17 protein-coding genes are annotated in these 23,205 nt (G+C 70.6%); 5 read left to right on the top strand and 12 right to left on the bottom strand.

What is annotated here, in order from left to right:
* Positions 1 to 148: 148 nt before the first annotated feature.
* From sbnA to WA762_RS09340, 6 genes are all read right to left on the bottom strand, one after another.
* On the bottom strand, positions 149 to 1,165 hold the full coding sequence (gene sbnA, locus WA762_RS09365; RefSeq protein WP_335934720.1) for a 2,3-diaminopropionate biosynthesis protein SbnA: 1,017 nt from the start codon (positions 1,163 to 1,165) through the stop codon (positions 149 to 151).
* A 211-nt stretch (positions 1,166 to 1,376) separates the two neighbouring features.
* Complete coding sequence (gene sbnB / locus WA762_RS09360) at positions 1,377 to 2,447, bottom strand: 2,3-diaminopropionate biosynthesis protein SbnB (RefSeq protein WP_335934718.1); 1,071 nt, start codon at positions 2,445 to 2,447, stop codon at positions 1,377 to 1,379.
* Positions 2,444 to 3,445: a TauD/TfdA family dioxygenase gene (locus WA762_RS09355; RefSeq protein ID WP_335934716.1), complete on the bottom strand. Its 1,002-nt coding sequence runs from the start codon at positions 3,443 to 3,445 to the stop codon at positions 2,444 to 2,446. The genes sbnB and WA762_RS09355 overlap by 4 nt, the downstream gene beginning before the upstream one ends.
* Positions 3,446 to 3,468: 23 nt before the next feature.
* Positions 3,469 to 6,723 carry a non-ribosomal peptide synthetase gene (locus WA762_RS09350; RefSeq protein WP_335934715.1) on the bottom strand — a complete coding sequence of 1,085 codons (3,255 nt, stop codon included), beginning with the start codon at positions 6,721 to 6,723 and terminating at the stop codon, positions 3,469 to 3,471.
* Between the two features lie 63 nt (positions 6,724 to 6,786).
* On the bottom strand, positions 6,787 to 9,315 hold the full coding sequence (locus tag WA762_RS09345; RefSeq protein ID WP_335934714.1) for a Pls/PosA family non-ribosomal peptide synthetase: 2,529 nt from the start codon (positions 9,313 to 9,315) through the stop codon (positions 6,787 to 6,789).
* On the bottom strand, positions 9,297 to 9,704 hold the full coding sequence (locus WA762_RS09340; RefSeq protein WP_335934713.1) for an IPT/TIG domain-containing protein: 408 nt from the start codon (positions 9,702 to 9,704) through the stop codon (positions 9,297 to 9,299). Before WA762_RS09340 ends, WA762_RS09345 begins: the two co-directional genes overlap by 19 nt.
* A gap of 420 nt (positions 9,705 to 10,124) precedes the next feature.
* On the opposite strand from WA762_RS09340, the gene WA762_RS09335 reads away from it, so the two are divergent.
* Both WA762_RS09335 and WA762_RS09330 read left to right on the top strand, forming a co-directional pair.
* Positions 10,125 to 10,766 (top strand): nucleotidyltransferase domain-containing protein, encoded by a 642-nt coding sequence (locus WA762_RS09335; protein WP_335934711.1) that lies wholly within the window; start codon positions 10,125 to 10,127, stop codon positions 10,764 to 10,766.
* 104 nt (positions 10,767 to 10,870) lie between these two features.
* Positions 10,871 to 11,014, top strand: coding sequence for a hypothetical protein (locus WA762_RS09330; RefSeq protein ID WP_335934709.1), 144 nt, complete (start codon positions 10,871 to 10,873; stop codon positions 11,012 to 11,014).
* Positions 11,015 to 11,188: 174 nt separating this feature from the next.
* Here the strand turns inward: WA762_RS09330 and WA762_RS09325 are convergent, their stop codons facing one another.
* Positions 11,189 to 14,626 carry a S8 family serine peptidase gene (locus WA762_RS09325; RefSeq protein ID WP_335934707.1) on the bottom strand — a complete coding sequence of 1,146 codons (3,438 nt, stop codon included), beginning with the start codon at positions 14,624 to 14,626 and terminating at the stop codon, positions 11,189 to 11,191.
* Between the two features lie 229 nt (positions 14,627 to 14,855).
* On the opposite strand from WA762_RS09325, the gene WA762_RS09320 reads away from it, so the two are divergent.
* Both WA762_RS09320 and WA762_RS09315 read left to right on the top strand, forming a co-directional pair.
* Positions 14,856 to 15,434 (top strand): SigE family RNA polymerase sigma factor, encoded by a 579-nt coding sequence (locus WA762_RS09320; RefSeq protein ID WP_335934706.1) that lies wholly within the window; start codon positions 14,856 to 14,858, stop codon positions 15,432 to 15,434.
* Positions 15,431 to 16,243: a hypothetical protein gene (locus tag WA762_RS09315; RefSeq protein WP_335934705.1), complete on the top strand. Its 813-nt coding sequence runs from the start codon at positions 15,431 to 15,433 to the stop codon at positions 16,241 to 16,243. The genes WA762_RS09320 and WA762_RS09315 overlap by 4 nt, the downstream gene beginning before the upstream one ends.
* A 109-nt stretch (positions 16,244 to 16,352) precedes the next feature.
* Here the strand turns inward: WA762_RS09315 and WA762_RS09310 are convergent, their stop codons facing one another.
* Positions 16,353 to 16,913, bottom strand: coding sequence for a hypothetical protein (locus tag WA762_RS09310; protein WP_335934703.1), 561 nt, complete (start codon positions 16,911 to 16,913; stop codon positions 16,353 to 16,355).
* A gap of 77 nt (positions 16,914 to 16,990) precedes the next feature.
* Complete coding sequence (locus WA762_RS09305) at positions 16,991 to 17,569, bottom strand: TetR/AcrR family transcriptional regulator (RefSeq protein ID WP_335934702.1); 579 nt, start codon at positions 17,567 to 17,569, stop codon at positions 16,991 to 16,993.
* A gap of 265 nt (positions 17,570 to 17,834) precedes the next feature.
* Between WA762_RS09305 and WA762_RS09300 the strand changes: the two genes are divergently transcribed.
* Entirely contained in the window at positions 17,835 to 18,842 is a 1,008-nt protein-coding gene (locus tag WA762_RS09300) for an FAD-dependent monooxygenase (protein ID WP_335934701.1), read from the top strand.
* Positions 18,843 to 19,174: 332 nt separating this feature from the next.
* Here WA762_RS09300 and WA762_RS09295 read toward each other — a convergent pair whose 3' ends face one another.
* From WA762_RS09295 to WA762_RS09285, 3 genes are all read right to left on the bottom strand, one after another.
* Entirely contained in the window at positions 19,175 to 20,494 is a 1,320-nt protein-coding gene (locus WA762_RS09295) for a BNR-4 repeat-containing protein (RefSeq protein WP_335934700.1), read from the bottom strand.
* 327 nt (positions 20,495 to 20,821) lie between these two features.
* The gene (locus WA762_RS09290) at positions 20,822 to 22,123 is read right to left on the bottom strand and encodes a sugar ABC transporter substrate-binding protein (protein ID WP_335934698.1); all 1,302 of its coding nucleotides are present in this window, start codon (positions 22,121 to 22,123) and stop codon (positions 20,822 to 20,824) included.
* A 144-nt stretch (positions 22,124 to 22,267) separates the two neighbouring features.
* Positions 22,268 to 23,179 (bottom strand): carbohydrate ABC transporter permease, encoded by a 912-nt coding sequence (locus WA762_RS09285; RefSeq protein ID WP_335934896.1) that lies wholly within the window; start codon positions 23,177 to 23,179, stop codon positions 22,268 to 22,270.
* Positions 23,180 to 23,205: the final 26 nt, after the last annotated feature.

Genomic DNA, 23,205 nt, shown 5'->3' with positions numbered 1-23,205 from the left:
ACAGGAAACCCCGTGCGGTTCGGATCGTGCGAGACCACTCGCGTATGAGCGGTTCGCGAACTCGGCGATCTGCCCGTCGCTCAGATTCTTCGCGAGATCCTCCTCCGTGATCTCGTGCCTGCCGGCCGGCAGGGTCCGGCCGACGGTCCTACGGTGGCGCCGGCGAGGGGGGCGAAGGGACGTCTGCCCAGGAATCGGCGGCTTCCTTGTCGGAGTCGAGCACGTCCTCGCCGTAGAGATCCCGCACCCAGTCGGTCTGGTAGATGGTGTTGAGGTAGCGCTCGCCGAGGTCCGGGCCGATGGCCACTGCGGTGAGTTCGCGCGCGTCATGCCGGGCCATCCAGTCCGTCGCGCCGCTGATCACCGTCCCGGTGGAGCCGCCGAACAGGAATCCGCGCCTGGCCAGACGATGGCAGGCACGTAAAGTCTCCGCCTCCTCGACCCGAATCACCTCGTCGACATAGGACTCGTCGAGCAGCGGCGGGCGCACGCTCGTACCCAGACCGGGAATCATCCGGCGGCCCGGCGAACCGCCGAAGGATACCGAGCCGACGCTGTCCACCGCGATGATCCGTACCCGCCGGTGCCATCTCCGGAAGTAGCGCGCACAGCCCATCAGGGTCCCTGTGGTGCCGGCTCCGACGAACAGCACGTCCAGCCGTGGGAACTGACAGGCGATCTCCGGCGCGGTCCTGCGGTAGTGCGCCTTCCAGTTGCTCGGATTGGTGTACTGGCTCAGCCACACATACCGGTCGTCGGAAGCGCACAGCGCGCGGACGTAGTCGAGCCGGGCGCCGAGAAAGCCGCCGACGGCCTCCTGCTCGGCGATCACGTGCACCCGGCTGCCCAACGCCTCCATCATCATTCTGTTGGACAGATTGACGCGGGAGTCCGTCACACACAGGAACCGGTAGCCCTTGCTCGCCGCGATCACGCTCAGTGCCACGCCGAGGTTTCCGGACGAGGACTCGACCAGGATCGATTCCGGCGTCAGGATGCCGTCCCGCTCGGCGTCCTCCACCATCTCGGTCGCGGCCTTCAACTTGATCGAACCGGCGAAGTTGAAGCCCTCGCACTTCAAGAAGAGCGAGTGCCCGAAAATCGACCGGAGGTCGACGTAGAGATCCTCTTCGTTGAAGGCGTAGGGAGCGGAAATGACGGGCACGATGGTCTCCTCTGTCTGGAGCAGAGCTCTATCGGAACTTCCATCCGGCCGTGGGCGGTCTCCTCGTCTGTGCGGGCGAGACCCGTGTCCAACCAGGCGGGACGCGGCCCTGCGTCAGCGGCCGCTGCCTCATGTGTCAGGACCTGCTGCGACGTGACCGTGGTCTTTCCCGGGGTCGGCCTTGAAGGAGCCTCCTGGACTCTCGGCCTGCTCATCCGTACCGGCTCAGTTCGTGGAAGAAGTCGTCGACGACGTGCAACTCTCCGCGGCGGGCCACTTCGGTGTACACGTACTTGCCCACCGCGAGGTCGAGCACCCCGAGGCCGAAGGGCGAGAACACCACCGGCCGGTCCGTCGGCACCGTCACCCGCCCGGCCATCACGTCGTCCAACGTGCCGTGCAGGAAGTCCCGGTTGCCCGTGAGTTGCTCGGCCAGATGCGGCGACGTGTCGGCCTTGAGGCAGTGCTCGACGTCATCGACGATGTTGGTCGAGGCGAGCAGGATCTCCGGCGCGAGGTCGCGCAACGACACATGCAGCACCAGCGGATTGTGTGCGAACCATGACAGGTCACTGACGTGCGGTTGACCGGCGACCGTGGCGAAGACGACCAGGTCGCTGCTTCGGACCAACTGCTCGGCGCTGTCGTGCACGGTGATTCGACCGGCGGCGTCCGACTGCTCCAGGTAGCAGCGGAAGCCTGCCGCGCTGTCGGCGGACAGGTCGTGTACGCCGATCTCGTCGAACGACCAGCCGGTGCCGACCAGGAAGGTGTGGATGTAGCGGGCGATCAAGCCCACCCCGAAGAACCCGACGCGCGTCGGTCGCGGCCGGTCGCGGCTGAGCCAGTCGGCCGCCGACGCCGCCGACGCCGCCGTCCGGGTGGCGCTGATGATCGAACTCTCCAGACAGGCGAACGGGTAGCCGGTGTCATGGTCGTTGAGGATCAGCACGGCCGATGCCCTTGGGATGCCGGCCGTCACGTTCTTCGGGAAGCTGGAGATCCACTTCAGGCCGTCCACCCGTGTCTCCCCACCGATCGAGGCGGGCAGCGCGATGATCCGGGAGGACGGGCGGTCGGGGAAACGCAGGAAGTACGATGGCGGGTTCACCGAATCACCGGCCCCGTGCACCCGGTAGGTGGCCTCTACCAACTCCGTGATCCGCTTCTCGCCTCCCTGCAGCGTGCGCCGGACCTGGGCACCGGAGATCACCGCGAACGGTGGCACGGTGATCGGTGCGACGCTTGCGGACTCTTCCGCGGTGGGATCGACGGCGGTCACTGCGCGGTCACCTCCACGGTCGGCGAGCAGTCGGCCAGACGCACCGGTTCGGCCATGGCGACGAGCACCTCGCGCGGTCCCTCGAAGGGCTCCCTGCTGTGCGCGGTGCGGACGTTGTCGACGAGCATCAGGTCGCCGGCCTGCCACGGTTCGCGTGCGGTGTTCGCCTCGTAGACGCCGTTGAGCAGCTGGACGACGTCCTCGCCGATCGGCTCGCCGTTGCCGAAGCGGGTGTTGAACGGCAAACCGTCGGCGCCGTAGACGTCCACCAAGTAGTCGTGCACCTCCGGGGCCATCGTCCACTCGTTGAGGAATGCGATCTGGTTGAACCAGCAGCGTCGGCCGGTGACCGGGTGGTGCACCACGGCGCTACGGCGCTGTCTGGTGCGCAGTCCACCGTCGGGCTGCCACTCGAACGCGATCGCGTTGGCGCGGCAGTAGCGCTCGACGGCGCCCCGGTTGTCAGTTCCGAAGGCCTCGGCAACGGACGCGCCGATCTCGTCGTTGTAGCTGCGGGTGAGCAGCCAGCCCTCGCGCTCGAACCGCTCGGTCAACTCGGTGGGCAGTGCGTCCAGCACGGTCGGTGAGTCGGCCACCGCGGTCGCCCCGCCGTCGGTGGGCGCACTGAGACAGGCGAACATCATCAGGCCGGGGAACTCGAGCGTATAGCTCAGTTCGTGGTGCATACACATGGGCTGGTTCGGCGGCCATTTCGATGAGGAGTACACCCTGTCGGAGTAGGCCCGCCGGGGTGCGAAGGCCTCCTGCTCGGTCATCAGACCGGTGGCCAGCTTCGCGAAGACGGCTCCGGTCTCGGCCGCGTCACGCAGCCCGAGGCCCCGGACCAGCACCGAACCGTGCTCGGCGACGACTGCGCGCAGCGCGTCCCGGTACCCGGCCGCCCAGGTCGGCGCGTCGCCGGTGGCCTCGGCCCGCACCCGTGGGGGTGCGCCGGCATTCAGTTCCACGTCGAGCAACGCCGTGGATGTGAACGACATCTCGATTTCCTTTCAGCCGATACTCAGGAAGAAACGGACAATTCGGCGGCGCGCAGCACGGCCCTTGCCGCCTCGGCCGGACGGGTACGCAGGAAGTAGTGGCCGCCGTCGGCGAGCACGTGCAGGTCGACCTGCTCGGCCAGAAGCTGCCAGTCGAGGTACCGGAGCGGGTACTCCGCCGTGCTCGGGTCGTCCGCGGCAACGACCACGGTGACCGGCGCGGAGAGCTTCTGCGCCGGCAGGTGCTCCAGGACGTCGGCGAAGTAGTGGTGTGCGGACACGCAGTCGTGCCGGTAGGCGGCGCCGACGTGCTCGGCGTGCTGCGCACCCGGCTCACCGAGCGAGGTGTGGCCGCCGTGCGTGCTCAGGCTCGCGGCGACCTCGGCGTTGCTCCGCCCGGTCAGCTCGGCGACGGCGGCGCGCCGGTCATCGGCGTCACCGAGCAGTTGCGCGCCGAGGAACACCCGTTGGACGTCCACCCCGCGCTCCCGCAGCTTTCTGGCTGTCTCCACGGCCAACGCGGTGCCCGAGGAATGGCCCCACAGCAGGACCCTGGTCAGGCCACGCCCGGTGATCTCGTCGACGACCCGCTCGACCACCTGCGTCATCGGCGCGAGCGGCTCGCTCTCGGCGGTCACGTCGTGACCGGGCAACTCGACGGCGTAGACCGCCGGTCCACCGTCCGGCATCGCCCTGGCCATCGGCTGGAAGTTCACCGCGTTACCGCCGGCGTAGGGGAAACACACCAGGGCCGCGGACTGTGCACCGGCCGATTCCGACAGCTGCTGAAGCAGCCCGGCACGCCGCCCGGACCTGGCGTCGACCAGCCCGGCCAGATCGGCGAGGATCGGGTGACGGGTGACATCCTTGAGGGACACCACACGGTCCAGGACGATGGCCAGCTTTACTGCCGACAGCGACGTGCCGCCCCGGTCGAAGAAGTGGTCCCGCCGTCCGACTTGGTCCTGCGGGATGCCGAGCACCTTCGCCCATGCGGCCGCCAACTGCTGTTCGGTCGGCGTATCCGGCGCGCAGTAGTCGTCCCGGACGGCATCGAGTTCTCCGGCGAGTGCCTTCAGCGTCCTTCTGTCGATTTTGCTGTTGGCGGTCAGCGGCAGAGTCTCCCGCCAGTGAAAGGCCGACGGGACCATGTACGCGGGCAGCGACTCACCGAGCCGGTCCAGCAGGACGTCGACCTCGAGCGGCCGCCGACCGGAGTAGAACGCCACCAGGTGCTTGCTCCGGTCGGCCCGCTCGGCGACCACGACCGCACCGTCGCGAACACCGGGCACCTGCGACAAGGTGTTCTCGATCTCGCCGATCTCGATCCGGAAGCCACGGATCTTCACCTGGGTGTCGCGGCGGCCGAGGAACTCGAGCTTTCCCTCGGGCGTCCAGCGGCCGTAGTCGCCGCCCCGGTAGAGGCGGGCGCCCTCACGGTGCGGATCGGCCAGGTAGGCCTGTCGGGTGCGCTCGGGATCGTTGACGTATCCGCGGCCGACGCAGACGCCGGAGAACACGATCAGGCCGGGGGCTCCGAGCGGCACCGGGATCAGGTGCTCGTCGACGACGTAGACGTGCACGTTGTTGACCGCGGGACCCAGCAGGACCCGGCCTCCGTCGGGCGCGCGGTCCATGACCTCGTGGTTGGTGTCGTCCGAGGTCTCGGTCAGCCCGTAGGCGTTGACCAGCTTGATCCCGGGCTGGGCGGCGAACCAGCGCTGCACGAGCTCCTTCTTCAGCGCCTCGCCCGTGACCGACACGCACCGCAGGTCCGGCAGCTCGCAGGGGTGCTGCGTCAGCCAGGACACGACCACGTCCAGGTAGGAGGGCACGACCTGAAGGACGGCGACCCGGCCGTCGATGATCTTGTCGACGAACCGCTGGACGTTCAGGATCGCCTCCTGCTCCACCAGCAGGGTCCGCCCCCCGACCAGGAGCCCGGACACCAGCTGCCACAGCGAGATGTCGAAGCATTGGGGTGCGGTCTGGGCGACCACCTGTCCCTCGCCGATCTCCAGGTCGTCGATCTTGGCGTAGAGGTGGTTCAGCATGCCCGCGTGCTCGCACATCGCGCCCTTGGGCTCACCTGTGGAGCCGGAGGTGAAGTAGATGTAGGCGAGCTGGTCCGGCGCGATGTGGAGGCCCAGATCACCGTCGGCGTGGTCTTCCTCGTAGGCTGCGTGGACGAAGAGCCTTTGGACCCCGGGCAGCGAGTCGAGGGCCTGGTCGAGCGTGGAGGTGCTGCCGGGTTCGGTCAGCACGAGCCCGCATGCGGCACGGGAGAGCATGGTCGCGAGACGGTCGGCCGGGAAATGCGGCTCGATGGGCAGATACACGCCGCCGGCCTTGAAGACCGCGAGGACGGCGGCCATCCAGTCCAGGTTGCGCTCGGTCACCACCGCGACGACACCTTCGCGGCGCAGCCCCCGCGCCAGCAGGGCTCGTCCCACCCGGTTGGCGCGCGCGTTGAGTTCCCGATACGTCAGCTGCTGCTCCCCGTGCACCGCTGCGACGGCGTCCGGGTGCGCCACCACCCGCTGCTCGAACAGTTCGTGGAACCGGCGGTCCGGCAGTTCCCGGCGTGGGCCGGCGAGTGATTCGAGCTGGAAATGGAGTTCCTCGGCGGAGAGCAGGTTCTGGCGCCCGTGCTCGGCGTCCGGATCGGCGGCGATCAGCGCGAGTGCGGTGAGGAGGTAACCGGCGATCCTGACGGCGCAGTCCTCGTCGAGCGCGTCGGTCCGATAGCGCAGCCGCAGCACAAGGTGGCGGCCGCGTTGCGAGAATCCCACCCACAGCACGGTGCTGTCGGTGGCTTCGCAGCCCACGCCGTGCGGATCGAACACAGCCTCGATCGACGGCTCCGCCAGGCCCAGTTCGCACCTGAGCTCATCGACCGGGTAGTCCTTGTGCGACAGCAGGTCCGACACGGCCCGATGAGCGTCCAGCAGCAGCGTCCGCCACGAGTCGGGCTCGGTCGTCAGCCGGCAGAGCAGCGGTTGGCCGCCCTCCGCGGTGACGTATCCGGTTGCGACCTCGTGCTCGCCGGACAGCGCGGCGAGCACCTTGGAGTGGGCTGCCAGCAGCACCGAGTCGAGTGGTACCGCCAGGTCCTCGGCCAGCCGGCCCAACGCCGCGACGACGTCGTCCGGGATCGGCGCCTCGTGTTCGCCGATGCCCTTCTCCGGATTGAGCGTCCACCGCGGGATTTCGGTGAATCCGCCGGCGACGAGCACATCGCGCCAGAACTCCCGGCCGGCCTGCGCTTGCATTCCCATCTGGTCGTACCTCTCCATTCGCCTTCGCCACCGTGCTGTTCAGCGCCGACAAGGGCGGAGCTGCTATCCCATCCGCGTCAGCGCCTCGGGCTGATCAAGGGCGTCTCGCATCTCCGTGGCGGGGTTTCCTCCCCAGCGCGCGTGCTGCGGGACCTCCTCGCCCTTCATGAGGAAGGAGTCGGGTGCGAGCACCGCGCCCGCGCCCATCGTCACGCCGTAATGGACATGGGCTCCCACGCCGAGGGTGCAACCGGCGCCGAGGGTGCTGCGATCGGATTTGAAGGTGCCGTCCTCCTGCGAATGGCACTGGATCTTGCTTCCCGCATTGAGCGTGCAGTCGTTCCCGATGGTGGTGAGCGTCCGCTCCGTCAGATAGCAGCCGTCATCGAAGACCCTGCTGCCGATCCGAACCCCCAGCATCCGCCAGATCACGTTCTTGAAAGGAGTGCCGTTGAAGATGCCGAGGTAGGTGTCGGGCACCTTCCAGAGGCGCTCGTGCCACCAGAAGTAAGGGTCGTAGATGGAGCACACCTGCGGTTGCAGCGCGCGGAATGCCGCGATGCCGCGCTCCACCAGTACGAAGTAGACAGCGGTGAAACCGAGGCTGAGCACCAGGAACGCGGGGATCAGCGCATGCCCGTAGGAGTCGTACAGCTTGGCGTTCGCCAGGCCGAGCAGCGTGAGCACGAAGAAGTGCAGCCACCGCACGAGCAGGAAGAAGCTCATCGAGCGGATGTTGTAGCGGTTCTTCGCAGCGAGGTTGCGGCGCAAGTTTTCGCCGGCGCGCAGATGGTCGAACCGGGAATCGCGCTCGACCGACCGGGGAATCTCGAAGCACGGCGAGCCGAGCAGGCCCACCCCCTCGCGCACCTCGCCTTCGAGCGGAACCATCACCTTCGTCGCGAGGAGACAGTTCTCACCTGTCCTGGCCCCCGAGGGATAGGCGATGTTGTTCCCGAGGAAATTGTGTGACCCGATCGAGGCCCGGGACACCCGGAAGGACGTGCTCGAATAGTCGGCGTTGATGATGGAGAGCCCGTCGGCGACCATCGTTCCGCTCCCGACCGAGCACAGAAACGGCGTTTCCTGCTGCACTTCCGTGCCGAAGTTCGACCCCGTCTGCTCGACCTTGGACAAGTCGTATCCGATGCCGCGCAAGTAGTGGACGATGTAGGAGCTGTCACCCAACAGCCATGTGAAGAACTTGATGTTGGTCATACGGCCGATCGCCCGGTGCGCCGAGTAATGAAACCCGTACAGCGGATAGAGCTTGTTCGGCTTGACAACCAGGTTCAGCAGGCGCGGAACGGTGAACATCACCGCCAGGCCCACGACGACGACGCCGAAGAACAGCAGCAGGGAAAGGACCAGCGCGTCGATGTAGAGATCCAGTGATGTGAGCTCCACCGTGCCCGGGCCCAGCCGGTTGTGCAGCGTTGGGACCTGGGCCACCAGCATGTACGCGCCCCCGACGGACAGTGGCACGTAGAGGAAGAACAGCTGAAGCACGGTGATGAGGCCGAAGCAGGCCCGGCGCAGCGTGCCGCATGCGGCCGGCCCGATCCTGAGGTAGTCGTGCTGCGTGAGCTGAGCCGGGGACCCGTGCCAGCGCTGACCGCCCGGGACCGCCTGGCCGCTGTACAGCGTGGACGTATGGCCGAGTTGGGCGCCGTCGCCCATCGACGTGTCGATGTCGAGCACGGTCTTCTCGCCGATGAACACGTCCCGGCCGAGGGTGACCCGGCCAGTCTGGATACGCCCGGCGTGTGCCCGGTAGCAGAGGAAGAACGAGTCTTTGCGGACCACGGTGCCGGCGCCGACCGTGAGGAGGTCGGTGCACACCGGAACGTTGCGGGAGAGGATCGTGACCCCTTTGCCGATCCGTGCGCCCAGCGCTCGCAGGTACAGCACGTACAAGGGATTGCCGACGAAGAAGATCATCGGGTTGGCGTGGATGAGTACTCTGACGGTCCAGAAGCGCAGATAGGTCAGACCCCAGACCGGGAAATTCCGTGATGTCCACCGGCCGATGAGGAGCCATTTGACTGCGATGGGGAAGGTGCACAGACCGATGAAGCCGATGCCTCCGAAGACGAACGATCGCAGGTAGATATCGATTACACCCGACCCGGCGGAGACCCATACGTAGCCTCGGTTGGCAACGAGTCCGGCGAGGAAGGTGTATCCCAGGAAAAGCAGGAACTGCAGGGTTCCGCAGAGGGCGTACCGCACCGTGCCGACTGGGGTCACCACCTCGGACGGCGCCGGGACCGACGGCTCGACGGGGGCGGCGTTCGCGAGCCCCGTCGCCAGACTGCGGATCGTCGGGTGCCGGTAGATGTCTTTCATCGACGCCGAGGGAAGGTCCGCCCGCTTCCTGACTCGGGCGCAGAAATGAGCCATCACGAGCGAGTTGGCGCCGAGGTCGTCGAAGAAATTGCTGTCGATCGACACCCGATCGACGCACATGACGTCGGCCAGCACCTCGGCGAGGTCTTTCTCGATGCCGGTCTCCGGACTGACGTACCTGCTTGTATCGCTTGCGGATTCATCAGGCTCGGGCGTCAGGAAATCTAGGGATTTCTCCTCCATGCGAGCTCCTTGAGGAACTTTCGAGTGCCGTCGCCATTACGGTGGGCGGTCCGTAATCGCGCTTTTCGATGGCTGGAGCGAGTGGTTCGGGAATCACGAGGTCGTGACACCTGGGTGATGCTGGTGGCCGGTTTGCCGCCGAATATCACCTTGGTCGTGTGGGGCAGGTCCGTTCCCGTGATGGCCACCAGGGTTCTGCCGCCGGTGGAGCCCTGGCTGGGAGAGGGGTATGTGCAGCGCTCCTTGTTCTCCCGTGGGGGACCGGTGGAACGCGCCCGGCCCAATTGTTCGGCTTCCGTCGGAAAGGGGCGGTTGTCGACGACGCCAGGTGACGCCTGTGGCAGCACACAGTTGTTCACATTGCCGAGAGTCCGGGGGAGCGGGCGCATGAGGCCGGGGCCAGCTGCCGTAACTTCTTCTCGGGCACGGAGAAGAACCGCAAAGCGTTGTCTGTTCTCAACTTCCTCGGCTCGGGATGCGCAGCCCGCCCGTTCACCATTTCAGTGACCCACAGGGGGATTTGAGGGGCAAGGCTCGTAACCTTGTATCACCCGAAGGTAGTAGTGGCCCGTCTTGTACGAGCGGATTTCACACTCGGGCGGCTTCGTACCGCCGGATGGCTACGGGCCTGCACCATCTCGCTGTGGATTCATCCCTTCCCACCGACGGTTCGCGCCGGCGGGCCCGCCCCTCCGGGCCGCCGCGCCTGACGTACGCCGTGCCCCTCTACGGGGCGGCCGGACGGGGCGTTCCCGTTCTCCGGACCACCGGTTTCTCCCCCGCGCCGGTCGAGGAAGTACGTTGGCCCGATGACCGATTCCCTGCCGCCCGGCGGTGTCGTACTCGACACGGACGAAGTGGACGCCCGGTGGACGCGTGCCTGGCGGCCGGAGCAGGTCGCGGAGCGGCTGGGCGGGGTCGGCGTGCCCTGGTGCGTCGTGGCGGGGTGGGCGCTGGACCTGTTCCGGGGGGAGCGGTCGCGGCCCCACGGTGATCTGGAGATCGCGGTGCCCGCGGCGGGGTTCGCGGAGATTCGGGACCGCTTCCCCGAGTACGCGTGCGACGCGGTGGGCTCGGGACGGGTGTGGGAGGGGGCGGGAGCCGAGGCGCTCGCCGCCACGCACCAGACCTGGTTCCGGGACCCGGCGAGCGGCCTGTTCCGGTTCGACGTCTTCCGCGAACCGCACGACGGCGGGACGTGGATCTGCCGGCGGGACGAGGAGCTGCGGCTGTCGTACGACGCGATCATCGAGCGGACCGCGGACGGCATCCCCTATCTGGTGCCGGAGTTGGTGCTGCTGTTCAAGGCGAAGGCGACACGCCCCAAGGACCAGGTCGACTTCGACGGGGTCCTGCCGCTGCTGAGCCGGGCACGGCGCGACGCGCTCGGCCGGTGGCTGACGCGCGTGAGTCCCGGACACCCCTGGCTGGCAGAACTGGCGGAGCGGTGACGTTCTCGCCCGGACCGGCTTCCGCCCCGCGCCCGCCATTACCTTGATCACATAGTCTGACCGGCACGGCGCGACGGCGTGACCGACAGGAGGGGAACACCACGATGGAACCACTGCTCGCATTCGCCGGCTCCGCCGTGAGGGTGGCCGGTGCGCTGGTCCGGGATCTGCTCGTCCTCTTCAGCCGGCCGGTCGGCGGGCCGACGGCGGACGGCGAGGAGCGGGACGCGGCCGGGGCGGGCTCCTGACCGGGCCCGTCGCGTTCGCGGGAGGCCCGCGCCGACATGGTCGTCCGGCGCGGGCCTCCGTGCGCCCGCCGCCATCGAGGCGGTACGAGCGCTGCCTGCCTGCCTGCCTGCCAGCCGGCCCGGCCCCGGCCCGGCCCGGCCCCGGCCTGCGGTCAGGGGGCGGGGGCCCGTCGGTCAGGGGGCCAGGCGGTAGGCGCGCAGGATGGTCTGTTCCACGGTGCCGCCGTCGGCGCTGACCGCCGTCGCCTTCAGGGAGACGAAGGAGCCGGCCCCCGGAGCGACGGTGACGCGGTGGCCCGCATCGCCGTCCGGGGTGACCGGGGCGTCCCGCCATGTCGCGCCGTCGTCGAAGGAGACCTGTACGGTGAGGCGCTTGGTCCTGGACGACGCGGCGCCCGCCTGCCGTTCGACGCGCGCGGTCAGGGTGTGCTTCGTACGGGCGGCCCGGTTGGCGGTGTCGACGGGGGCGGTGAAACGCACGACGTCCAGGGGCAGCGCCTCGGTGCGCACCGCACCGCCGGGGCCGGGCGCGACCGCCGCGGAGCGGAAGGTCCATTCCGCCGTCACCGACGTCGACAACGACGCCCACGGCTCCTCGCGGGTGGCCCGGGCGGTCAACCGGTACGTGGCCGCTTCCTGGGGGACCGCGAAGGCGGCCCTGGGGGAGTCGCCGGACCCGATCCTGCGCCCGTCCTTCGTGAGGGCGATGTGCACGGTGTCCTCCAGCCAGTTCGGCATCGGGCCGCCGTAGTGCCCGGGGGAGGCGTCGCTGAACAGCTGCGGTTCCGCCCTGATGACGCCGTCGCTGGCGCGGCCGATCGACGGCGCGCCGTTCTTGACGGGGGCCGGGCCCGGCCCGATGACGGCGGCGTTCCACCGGTCGACGCAGGTGCCGCCGGCCGCGCACGAGACGGCGCCGGTCTGCGTGACGGGCAGCGGCGGGTACTCGCCGCCCTCGCCGACCTGCTGGCTGAAGTACGTCTCGCGCCGCTGGCCGCGCACGGTCAGGTACTCGGTGCGGGTCGCGGGCAGCGCGAAGTCCGGCTCGACGAAGCTCATCCCGCCCAGACCGGACTCGGTGGGCCAGCTGGACGTGCTGCCGGCGGTGCCGGGCCCCTGCGCGTAGTAGTCGTTCCTGACGGCGGCCAGATCCTTCCGGGCGAGGCGGAACGCCGGGTCGGGGAGCGAACCCGTGGTGAGCAGCAGCAGGTCGTAGCGGTCGGGCAGGCGCCCCTTCGGGGCCCGCGCGCCGTTCTGGATGCTGCGCACGTAGAAGTCGAGCGTGCCCCCGGAGACCCGTGCGCCCGGCACGACGTAGAGCCGTCCCGGCCTGCCGAGCAGGGCGCCCTCGTCCACGCACGTCCGGTCCCCGGCCGGGCGGTAGCAGTAGCCGGCCGACAGCGAGTACGGCTGTGCGCCGGGGTCCGGGACGGCGACGGTGATCGGCTTGCCCTGCCGGGCGTCCACGGTGAACGCGGCGTCGCCGCGCACGTCCAGCTCGGGCTGGAGGAACAGGGTCGACGTCGGCGCGGAGTCCCCGTTTCCGGGGGTGACCAGGGTGCCGCCGAGGTTGTAGCGGCCCTCCGGCACGCGTGCGGTGGCCGTGCCGCCGTCGAAGGCGAGGCCGAACATCCGGCCGTCGTCGAGGTTGGTCAACTGTATGGAGGAGAAGCCCTGTTCGCGGGAGCCCGGGCCGAGGGGCGCGCCGTCGCGGTCGACGGCCTCGACCGTGACCTGGTGATGGACGGCCTCCTTGGTGACCGCGAAGGCCGGGCCCGTCACCGCGGTGCCGCCCTCGGCGGTCGCCGTCGGACGACCGCTGAAGGAGGTCCCGGCCGCCGCGGCGCCCGGGTCGATGGTGACCGTGGTCCGGGCCGTGCCCCCGGCGGGCACCGTCAGAGCGGCGGGCTCCACGGTGAACAGGCCCTTCGGCCCCGGCGCGCCGGCCCGGCCGGTGGCGGTGGCGGCCACCGCGAGGGAGACGTCCGCCGCCCCGGTGTTGTGGTACGTGACGGTTCGGGTGACCGGTTCGGCGGCCTCCGGGTCGGCGAAGTACACACCGGTGTCCTCGGCGGTGGCGAACACGTCCTGGGCGGTGGCCCGCGCCACGTCCAGGCGTCCGGCGCCCTGCTCGTACGCGCCCTGCCCGGCGATCGGCTTCGCCGAGGAGAGCAGCGCGGCCTTGAGCTGCGGCCCCTTCCAGTCCGGGTGGGCCTGCGCCAGCAGCGCGGCGGCCCCGGCGACGTGCGGCGCGGCCATCGAGGTGCCCGACAGGGCGGTGTAGTGGTCGTCGACCGGCTCGTCGCCGTCGGTGCCGGTCGCGCGGGCCGCCACGATGCCGATGCCCGGCGCCGTCAGGTCAGGCTTGACCGCGTGATCGCCCAGGCGCGGCCCCTGGCTCGACAGGGCGGCGAGCGTGTCGTCGCGTTCGACGGCGCCCACGGTCAGCGCGGCGTCGGCCGCACCGGGCGTGCCGACCGTGCCGGGGCTTCCCTGGTTCCCGGCCGCCGCGACGAACAGCGTGCCGTGTTCGGCGGAGAGGTTGTCCACGGCCTGCGAGAGGGGGTCCGTTCCGTCGGTGGCGGCGCCGGACAGGCTGACGTTGACGATGGGCGCCCGCGCCGCGGCCCACTCCATGCCCTTCAGGACCCACGACTCCTGCCCGCCGCCGTCGTCGTCCAGCACCTTGCCGACCAGCAGTTCGGCGTCGGGGGCCATGCCCCGGTAGCGGCCGTCGGACGCGGCGCCGTCCCCGGCGACCGTGGAGGCCACGTGCGTGCCGTGGCCGTCGCCGTCGACGACGGAGCCGCCCACGGCGCCGTCGCCCTGTGTGAAGTCCGCCGACTCGGCGATCGAACCGGAGAAGTCGGGGTGCGTGGAGTCGACGCCGGTGTCCAGCACCGCGACCTTCACGCCCCTTCCGGTCCAGCCGGACTTCCACGCCTGCGGCGCGCCGGCCTGGGCCGTGCTGCGGTCCAGGCTGGCGCCGACCTTGCCGTCGAGCCACACCTTGGCCACGCCCGGGGCGAGGGCGGCCGCCGACCGTCGCTCCGAAGCGGCGGGCCCCCACTGCTCCCAGAGCCGTGACATCCGCTTCTTGTCGGCCCGCAGCGCGGCGCCGTGCACGCTCGTCAGGTCGCTTACGGCGGCCGTCCCGGCCGGTGGCCGCGGAGCCGCCTTCCCGGCGACGGCCCTGTCGTACGTGACGATCAGCGGCAGCCGCGGGCTGCGGGCGTCGTCGTACCCCTGGGCCACCAGTCCCGTGATGTCGAACAGCCGCGGATCCAGGCGTCCGGCGCGCAGCGGAGCCACCGCGTCCTGCGGCACCAGCGACACCGAACCCCCGGCTCCCCGCTGGGTGAACGCGATGTCCTCGCGCCCGGGGCCGGGCCGCACGGCGACCACGGACACCGCGCCGTCAGCGCCCACCCGGGCGGTGACCTCGTCGCCCGTGATGAGCGTCGTCCGCACCACGGACCCCGTCCCGGCCGTCCCGGCCGCCGCGGCCGAGCCCGGCGGGGCCGCCCCGGCGTGCGGCACGGCCGCCGTGCCGACCAGCAGCGCGCCCAGCACGACGGCGGCCGGCGGGCCTGCTGTACGTATGCCTCGCATACGCGTCCTCTCGATCGGGCGGCCCCGCGGGAACGCCCGCCGCGTCGCACGGGCGGACACTCCGGGCGCGGACGCCGCCTGCTCTCATGTCTCGACAGGACGACGGAGGCCACGGTGCGCGGGGATGTCACGGGACGTCAGAAAAAAATTCCGAAAGATCTCACGGCCCGTGACATCCCCGCGCCGGGCCCGCTCCGTCGAAGGGGGCAGAGACGAACGGAGGCACGCATTGCGTACCGGTGACCTGGAGGAATTCCGCGGCTTCGCCCAGGAGCGGCTGGTGCACCTGCGCCGCACCGCCTACCTGATGTGCGGTGACTGGCACCACGCCGAGGACATCACGCAGACCGCGCTGGCGAAGCTGTACTCCGTGTGGGGGCGGCGACGCCGGATACAGAACCTGGAGGCGTACGCCCACCGCGTACTGACCCGGACCTGCGTCGACCACATGCGGCGGCGCTGGCGTCGCGAACAGCCCTCCTGCGTACTGCCCGACCGCGCCGAGCCCTGCATGGACCCGGCGCTGGGACTTCAGGTGCGCGCGGCACTGGCCGTCCTGCCGCCGCGGCAGCGGGCGGTGGTGGTGCTGCGCTACTGGGCCGATCTGGACATCGCCGCGACCGCCGCGGCCATGGGCTGCTCCGTCGGCACGGTGAAGAGCCACACCGCGCGGGCACTGGACCGCCTGCGTTCCCTCCTGGGGGACCACGCGGACGCCGACACGTTCGAGGCGCTCGCCCCTTCGACCACTCCGACTTCTTCGGCTCCTTCAGCCGATTCCACCCGAGGAAAGGCCGCACTGCGATGAACGATCACGACGTCAAGACCCTTCTGGAGGCCGGGCTCCATGCCGAGCCGCCCCTGCGGACCAGCGTGGACGCGGTGGTCTCGGCCGGACGGCGCAGCCGTCTCCGCCGCCGCGGAGCACTCGCCGGAGCCGGCCTGACCGCGGGAGCGGCCGTGGCCGCCCTGGCACTGGTCACGCCCGGCGCGGACGCCGGCCCGGCCCCGTCGGCCGCGGCCGACCCGCTCGTCGGCCCGCTGGTGCCCGCCGCGGCCGACAGCGCGGCGCCGCGGAGCCTGCGGCCGGACGCCTTCGGCCCGGGAACCGAGCACACGACCCGGTGGAGCAGCGAGCGGCTCGCCGGCACCCTGGTCCGGCTGCTCCCGCCGGGGAAGGCCACGGTCCGGGAGGGAGACTTCCCCGGCCGGACCTACCGCGTGCGCTGGGACGACGGCACCGGCCCGGTGCAGTTCGTCGGCGGCGCGGAATACACGGCCAAGGGCCCGCAGGTGCCGCTCTGCGCGAGCATCACGCTGCCGAAGGTCGCACCGCGGCCCGGCGCGCCGGCCCCGCGCGACGCCGCCCCGGCGAGCGACTGCCAGGTGGTCGAACTCGCCGACGGCGCACGGGCGGAGGCCGTGACACTGCGGCTGCCCGAGGACGGACAGCAGTCCTGGTACGTCCGGGTGCTCCGCAAGGACGGCCGGACGGTGACCCTTCAGCAGTGGGCCGGCCGGACGGACGCGAAGGAGACGAGCGGCACCCGTGCGCAGCCGCGGCTGGACACCACCGCGATGCTGAAGATCGCGAACGACCCCGCCTGGAAGTTCTGACCCGCGGCATGCCCCGCCCCGGCCACGCCCGACGTGCACCGGGGCGGGGCGACACGGGGCGACGCGGGCCGGGCTGACGGTTGCCGGCCCGGTCCCGTGGGCGGGTGCGCTACCCGGGGAACGGGGCGACCACCTGCCCGCCGGCCAGCGCGTTGAGTCGTGCGGCTGTGTCGTCGTCGAGGAAGAAGAGCGTCATGGCCTGGCCGTTGGGGCGGACGTGGAAGCGCCGGCCGCCGTGCTCCAGCTCGTCCATGAGATAGCCGACCACCATCAGATCGGCCCAGTCGTCCCTGACCTCGATGGGCCAGTCGACCCGCCGGCCGTCGGCCGTGTACTCGATCCACGCCTCCTCCGTGCCGAGGTCGACGTGGTCCCGCAGGCCGGACAGGGCGTCCGGCCGGCCGGCTGTCCGGCACAACTGCCGGGCTATCGTCACGTACGAGCCCGGGCCGCGGACGCACTCGGTGTCGAAGTGCCACGCCCGGTCGCAGAACCACCGCCCCCACGGCTCGGCCTCGACCTCGCAGCCCAGCGCGAACAGCACCAGGTCGAAGGGCCTGCGCTCGTACTCCTCCCGGGGCCACGAGTACAGCAACTCGTCCACGGTCCGGCCGGCCGCGAGCGGCAGCCCCAGCTCCGCCAGCTCGTCCAACTGTTCTTCAAGACGCATGGCCCGGATCGTAACCGCCGCCTCGGACAACGCCGCCGGCCGCAGAACGGGGAGGTCCCGGCCGGGTCCCGTCCGGCTCACGGACGAGACGGCCTGGCGAAGCCGTGGAGCAGGTCGAGGAAATGCCGGCGGAGCTCCTCGGAGGTCGGATGACGGGTGCCCGCGCCCGCCAGCCGGTCGAAGACGAGACCGTCCAGGAAGGCCACGAACACAGGCGCCTGTGACGGCGGATCGGACGCTCCCGCGACGGTGAGCAGTTCCTGTGCCGCCGCCCGGTGGACCTTGCCCGCGGCGACGAGGACGGCGTGCAGTTCGGGCCGCCGCGTGGATTCCAGGGACAGTTCGTAGCGAGCCAGCATCCGTTCGCGGCCGGCGGTGACCCAGTACTCGACGAGGGCGGCGGCGGCCGCGGCGACCTGGTCGATGTCCGCCGGTTCCGGGACGGCGGGGTGGTCGGCGAGATCCGCCTCGGTCAACCGCTCGACCGCCGCCTGCAGGAGCGCCTGCCGGGTGCGGAAATAGTACGAACACGTGCCGGTCGGCACGCCCGCGGCCTCGTCGACCGCACGGTGGGTCAGGCCGCGCATACCCGCCCGGGCCAGGGTGCTGATCGCCGCGTCGGCCAGTCGCTGCCGCCTTGACATTGGCTCGGTCACTGTTTCCTCGTTCCTTTCCGGCAGCCCTGTCTGCGACCACCCACTCTACATCTGTAGTATTCGGCCGACCGCTACAGATGTAGAGGGGAGAGGTGATGAGCGGTGAGGGGGCGTCGCGCACGGGCGCGCACGCGGGCAAGGCGATCGTGGTCGGGGTCGGGATCGGCGGTCTGGCCGTCGCGGGCGCACTGATCCGGCACGGGTGGCGAGTGGAGGTGCTGGGACGCGCCACAGAATTCGGAGAGGCCGGTTCCGGGCTGTCGGTGTGGCCCAACGGCGTGCGTGCGCTGGACGCACGGGCCTGGACGAGCAGGCGCGCGCCCGTGCCCTCGTCGAGACGCGGGCCGGCATCCGGGACGCGGCCGGCCGCTGGCTTTCGCGTACGGACACCGAAGAGCTCGAACGCCGGTACGGTCCGCTCGGGGTGATCCACCGCGCGGACCTGTTCGACATCCTGCGCGGGGCTCTTCCCGCCGGCACCCTGCACACCGGCACGCGCCTCACGGCCGTCGAGGACTCGGGCTCGTACGTCGAGGTCCGGCACACGCGGGGGACGTCGCGCGCCGATCTGCTGGTGGGAGCCGACGGCATCCGCAGCACCGTGCGAAGCTCGCTCTGGCCGCACGCCCTCCCGCCCCGCTACGCCGGATACACGGCCTGGCGACTGGTCGTCGACCCCGGCCGACGGCTGCGGGTGGGAGGGGAGACCTGGGGACGGGGCGGACGCATCGGCGTCGCTCCCCTCGCCGACGGGCGCGTCTACCTGTTCGGCGTCGCCGACGCCCCGGAGGGGCGACGCGGCCCTGACGGCGAACTCGCCGAGATGCGGCGGCGGTTCCACGACTGGCACGAGCCGGTGCCGGAACTGCTGGCCGCCGCCTCCGAGGACGCGGTGATGCGTCATGACATCTACGAACTGCCGCCGCTGGACACGTTCGTCCGCGGCAGGTGCGTCCTGCTCGGCGACGCCGCGCACGCCATGACGTCCAACCTCGGCCAGGGCGCCAACCAGGCGCTGGAGGACGCCGTCACCCTGGCCGCGCTGCTGGCAGTCCACCCCGGGGTGGACTCCGCGCTGGCTTCCTACGACCGCGAACGTCGCCCCCGCACACAGATGATCGCCCGGTGTTCCCACCGGATCGGGGCCGTCGCGCAGTGGGGCCGGGCCCCCGTGCGACTCGTGCGCGACCGGGTCCTCCGCCTGACTCCTTCCTCGGCCATGCTGTCCGTACTCGGCCCGGTCCTCGACTGGCGGCCACCGGAGTGCCGTTGAACGCGCCGACCCCGCGCATGCCGGATTCCTGGGCCCGGCCGGACGAAGAGCGCTTCCGAGGGCGGCCGGGGTCGGACAGCCGCTCGCGTGCGCTATAGTTGATCTAGAAAGTTCGCCGCGACACACGGCAACTGACACTGCGTTGGTGGTCCAAGGAAAGACGCTCCGCTTCCTGCGGGGAAATGCAGGTGCAAGGCCTGCCCAGCGCTCGCTCACGAAGCCCTTCCCTCATATGGGGGAAGGGCTTCGTCGTATGCCCCGCGCACTCCGGAGAACTGGAGAACTGAGGAACTGAAGAACAGGGGAACTGGAGAAGCGCGCGCGGCCCGGGGTCAACGGCGCGCGTAGTAGAGCGAGTTGTGCGCGGTGTCCGGGAGGTACAGCACGTCGTTCCCGTCCGAGTCCCGCCGGACCGCGAGCCGGTCCGCGCTCACGCCCGGCGCCGCGGGCTGCGAGGTCCACGTGCCGCCCGACTCGGTCGCGGCGAAGACGCGGTCGGCGCCGGAGCCGGTCACGTAGTAGACGCGCTTGGCGTCCGCGGTGTCCCAGGTGATGCCGAGGGCCGCGGCGGTCTGGCCGCCGGCGTACACGGTCTGGCGGGCCCAGCCGCCGCCGCTCGGGTACGCGTAGTACACCCGGAAGTCGCCGCCGCTGTCGGCGGAGCGGTAGCGGTAGGCGACCTTCGGGGTCGAGCCGTCGAGGGTGAGCTTGCCGCTCTGCACCGCCGGGCCCGGATAGGCGTTGTCGATGCTCCACTCCTCACCCGTGGTGAGCTCCTGGATCACGTCGGACGTGGCGGGGGTCACCGGGGTGGTGAGGGCCGCGCCCGCGCTGTCGGCGAAGGCGCCGGTCGCCGGGTCGTAGCGCAGGTAGGAGAGTTGGTGCCGGAACCCGGTGGCCGGGGCCTTGGCCCACTCGTAGAGGAGGTGCACGCGCCCGGCGGCGTCCACCGTCAGGTCGTCGGGGTACACGGAGCGGTTCAGCGCGCCGGCGAAGGTGGCGACCACGCTCCAGCGCGCGGCGGCGTCGTCCCAGCGGTACAGCTTGCCGGGACGCTGGTCGGCGCCGGAGCCGACGCGGGCGGCCAGATACAGATCCCCGTTGGGTGCGGTGGCCACGATCGGGTAGGTGATGCCCACGCCCTGGTCGGGCAGTTCGGCCGCGTGGTCCGTGACGTCCCCGCCGGGAGCCTCGGTGCGGTAGTAGCGCCAGGCGTTGGCGTGCATGGAGGCGAACACGTGCAGGCGGCCGCTGCCGTCGCGCGCGACGGACGGCTGGCTGTGACCGTTGTCGTCGGGGAACTCGGCCTGCTGCCCGCTCTTGTCGAGCAGCGGCAGACGGCTCCAGACCCCGTCCGGGTCGCGCCGCGCGATGGCCGGGCGGTGCGTGGCGGCCGTCGAGCCGGGCTCGTTGAAGGCGAAGTACGTGTACTGGCCGCGGCCCTTGTACGTGGCGACCGGCGTCCACCAGGCGGCCTGGTTCGACGAGTCCATCGCGTACGGGACCTTCTCGATCACCGTCGCCGCGACCGCCGCGCGGGCGGTGTGAGCCGTACGGGCCGTGCCGTCGGCCTGGGCGGCCGGGACGGACGTGAGCAGGGCGGCCAGGGCCGCGGCCGAGGCGGCGTACGCGCGTGCCGTGGGACGTCGCAAGGTGAACTCCTTCGCGGGTGTGCGGGTGTGCGGGTGTGCGGGTGAGACGGGCGGGACGGTGGGGCGTGCGGGAACGGCCGGAACGGACCGGGAGCGGCTCGGGAGTGGCCTGGGAACGGCCCGGAACGGCCCGGAACGGCCCGGGGGTGCCCCGGGGCCGGTCCACCGCCCCGCCGCGCCGGAAACTTACAACAGATCCCGGATTATGAATAGAGATTGCACAATGCGGATCTGAAATACGTTGTGGGGAAGACATATGCGAGACGAAGGAGGGCCCGGTGAAGGCCGAACGACCTTCACCGGGCCCTCGGGCCGTCACGCGCCGGCTCAGCGCTTGATGAGGGCGGCGACCTCCTCGCCGGCCTTCTTCATCGCGTCCTTCGGCTTCGACCTGCCGACCAGGACGGCCTGGACCTGCTTGGCCACGGCCTCCTCGATCTGGGCGTTCTGCGCGAACTGCCAGAACGGGCTGCCGGTCGCCGTCTTGGTGATCTTGTCGGTCCACTCGGTGGTGAAGGTGTCCTTCGCGACCTCCGGGGCGGCCAGGCCCGCGGTGGTGGACGGCGGCAGGGCGCGGGACGCGAAGTACGCGGAGGTGGTGGCGCGGTCGGAGGTGGTGTGCAGCGCGAACTGCGTCGCCGCGTCCTGCCCCTTGCCCTTGACGATCGCGATCACGCCGCCCCACAGCAGCGCCTGCGGCGTGTCACCCGGGCGCAGCACCGGGCGCTGCATCGGCCGCATGGCGTCGGCCAGCGACTTGTCCTTGGACTGGGCCGAGGTCACGCCCTTGCCGATGATGGCGTCGTCGTAGAAGGCGGCCTTGCCCTGGCCGAACAGGGCACGCGCGTCGAAGCGGTCCACGTCCGCGGCGATCAGCTTCGCGTCGTGCAGCTTCTTGTACCAGGTGACCGCGTCGACGGAGGCGTCGTCGCCGATGGTCACCTTCTGGTCCTCCAGGAGCGTGCAGCCGAAGGTCTGCATCCACGGGAAGATGTCCTTGAGCTGCGCGACCTTGGTGGCCGCGGCGTAGGGCACGACGCCGCCGCCGAGCCCCTTGAGCTCCCGCAGCGCGTCCTCGAACTCCTCGACCGTGGTGGGGTGCTTCTTGATGCCGGCCTTCTCCAGGAGCTGGGAGTTGGCGATCAGGCCGATCGAGCCGGTGTTCCACGGCAGGCCGTACTGCTTGCCGTCGTATGTGCCGCTGTCCAGCGCCACGTTGGTGTAGCCGCCCTTCGGGGCCACGGCGCCGAGGTCGGCGAGCTTGCCCATCTGCGCCACCGCGGCGAGCCAGGCGATGTCGAGGTGCACCGCGCCGGTCGTCTCCCCGCCGCCGAGCTTGAGGGTGAGCTGGCTCAGGTACTCGTTGTACGGGTACGAGACCGAGCGGATCTTGGAGTTCTCGGCCTTCTCCCACGCCGCGATGATCTTCTCGATCGCGGGCTTGGCGGCCTCCTCGTTGAGCGACCAGGAGGTGAAGTCGAAGTTCTTGGACTTCGTGTCGCCTCCGTTGGAGGAGGAGCCGGCGCCGGACGGTGCGCAGGCGCCCAGCACGCCGGCGCCGGCCACACCGAGCGCGCCGATGCCGAACATGCGCAGCGCGCCGCGCCGGCTGATGCCAGAAGTGGTCATGGTGTCTCCATCGGGGAAGGGGCGGAAGGGAGTGCGTGGGGGAGGGTGCGGGCGGAGCCCGCGGGGCTCAGCTCTCCGCCGGGCCCCGCGGGTTTCGGTTTGTGACCGAGGCACTGGGCTCGGCTCGTGGCCGAGGCGCTGGGCTCAGCTCTTGACCGAGCCGGCGGTCATGCCCCCGACGAGGTAGCGCTGCAGGAACATGAAGGCGATGACCACCGGGACGGACACGATGAGCGAGGCCGCCATCAACTCGGGCCAGGCGGTCTGGAACTCGCCGATGTAGGTGGAGACGAGGCCGGGCGGCAGGGTCTGCTTCTCCTTGTCGGCCAGCGTCACCGCGAAGATGAAGTCGTTCCAGCCGCGGACGAAGGCGAACAGGCCGGCGGCGATCATGCCCGGCGCGGCCAGCGGCGCCACGATGGAGTGCAGCGTCCGCCACCGGGACGCGCCGTCGATGGACGCCGCCTCCAGCAGGGCGTCCGGGATGGTGTCGAAGATGCCCTTCAGCATCCAGACGCACAACGGCATCGTGAACGTGGTGAAGGACAGCACCAGGGCGGTGTACGTGTTCAGGAGGCCGAAGCTGGAGAACACGGCGTACAGCGTCACCAGCAGGAGCGCCTGCGGGAACATCTGGGAGGCCAGCACCAGGTGCATCAGCGAGCGCCGCCCCCGGTAGCGGAACTTGGAGAACGAGTAGCCCATGTACGTGGCGACGACCACGCTCAGCACGGCGGTGATCGAGGCCACGATGAGGGAGTTGACCAGATACGTGATCAGCTGGCTGTTCTCGGCGAGGGCCGTGAAGTTGCCGAAGGTGATGTCGGTGGGCACGAGCCTCGGCGGGAACTGGAATGTCTGCTCGGGACTGCTCAGGGCGGTGGCCAGCAGCCAGTAGACCGGCAGCATGCCGAAGGCGCCGATCACCAGGACCGCGGTCCAGGCGGCGATCCGCGAGCGCAGCAGGTCCTTGCGTATCCGGCGCCGCGAGGTGCGCCCGGCGGACGCGGCGGACGGCGGCAGCCGGTCGGCGTCGGACAGCGGGGCGGAGGTCATGGAGGCCGTGGAGTTCGCGGGGGTCA

The organism is Streptomyces tyrfis (assembly GCF_037034285.1).
Lineage (GTDB): Bacteria > Actinomycetota > Actinomycetes > Streptomycetales > Streptomycetaceae > Streptomyces.
This window is presented reverse-complemented; position numbering and strand designations above follow the sequence as displayed.

What these genes read in the sequence shown, in the direction of transcription:
- WA762_RS09355 (WP_335934716.1), bottom strand. Translation starts at nt 3,445, where the DNA reads ATGTCGTTCACATCCACGGCGTTGCTCGACGTGGAACTGAATGCCGGC.
- WA762_RS09315 (WP_335934705.1), top strand. Translation starts at nt 15,431, where the DNA reads ATGAACGATCACGACGTCAAGACCCTTCTGGAGGCCGGGCTCCATGCC.
- WA762_RS09310 (WP_335934703.1), bottom strand. Translation starts at nt 16,913, where the DNA reads ATGCGTCTTGAAGAACAGTTGGACGAGCTGGCGGAGCTGGGGCTGCCG.
- WA762_RS09290 (WP_335934698.1), bottom strand. Translation starts at nt 22,123, where the DNA reads ATGACCACTTCTGGCATCAGCCGGCGCGGCGCGCTGCGCATGTTCGGC.
- WA762_RS09335 (WP_335934711.1), top strand. Translation starts at nt 10,125, where the DNA reads ATGACCGATTCCCTGCCGCCCGGCGGTGTCGTACTCGACACGGACGAA.
- WA762_RS09350 (WP_335934715.1), bottom strand. Translation starts at nt 6,723, where the DNA reads ATGGGAATGCAAGCGCAGGCCGGCCGGGAGTTCTGGCGCGATGTGCTC.
- WA762_RS09325 (WP_335934707.1), bottom strand. Translation starts at nt 14,626, where the DNA reads ATGCGAGGCATACGTACAGCAGGCCCGCCGGCCGCCGTCGTGCTGGGC.
- WA762_RS09330 (WP_335934709.1), top strand. Translation starts at nt 10,871, where the DNA reads ATGGAACCACTGCTCGCATTCGCCGGCTCCGCCGTGAGGGTGGCCGGT.
- WA762_RS09345 (WP_335934714.1), bottom strand. Translation starts at nt 9,315, where the DNA reads ATGGAGGAGAAATCCCTAGATTTCCTGACGCCCGAGCCTGATGAATCC.
- WA762_RS09340 (WP_335934713.1), bottom strand. Translation starts at nt 9,704, where the DNA reads ATGCGCCCGCTCCCCCGGACTCTCGGCAATGTGAACAACTGTGTGCTG.
- WA762_RS09285 (WP_335934896.1), bottom strand. Translation starts at nt 23,179, where the DNA reads ATGACCTCCGCCCCGCTGTCCGACGCCGACCGGCTGCCGCCGTCCGCC.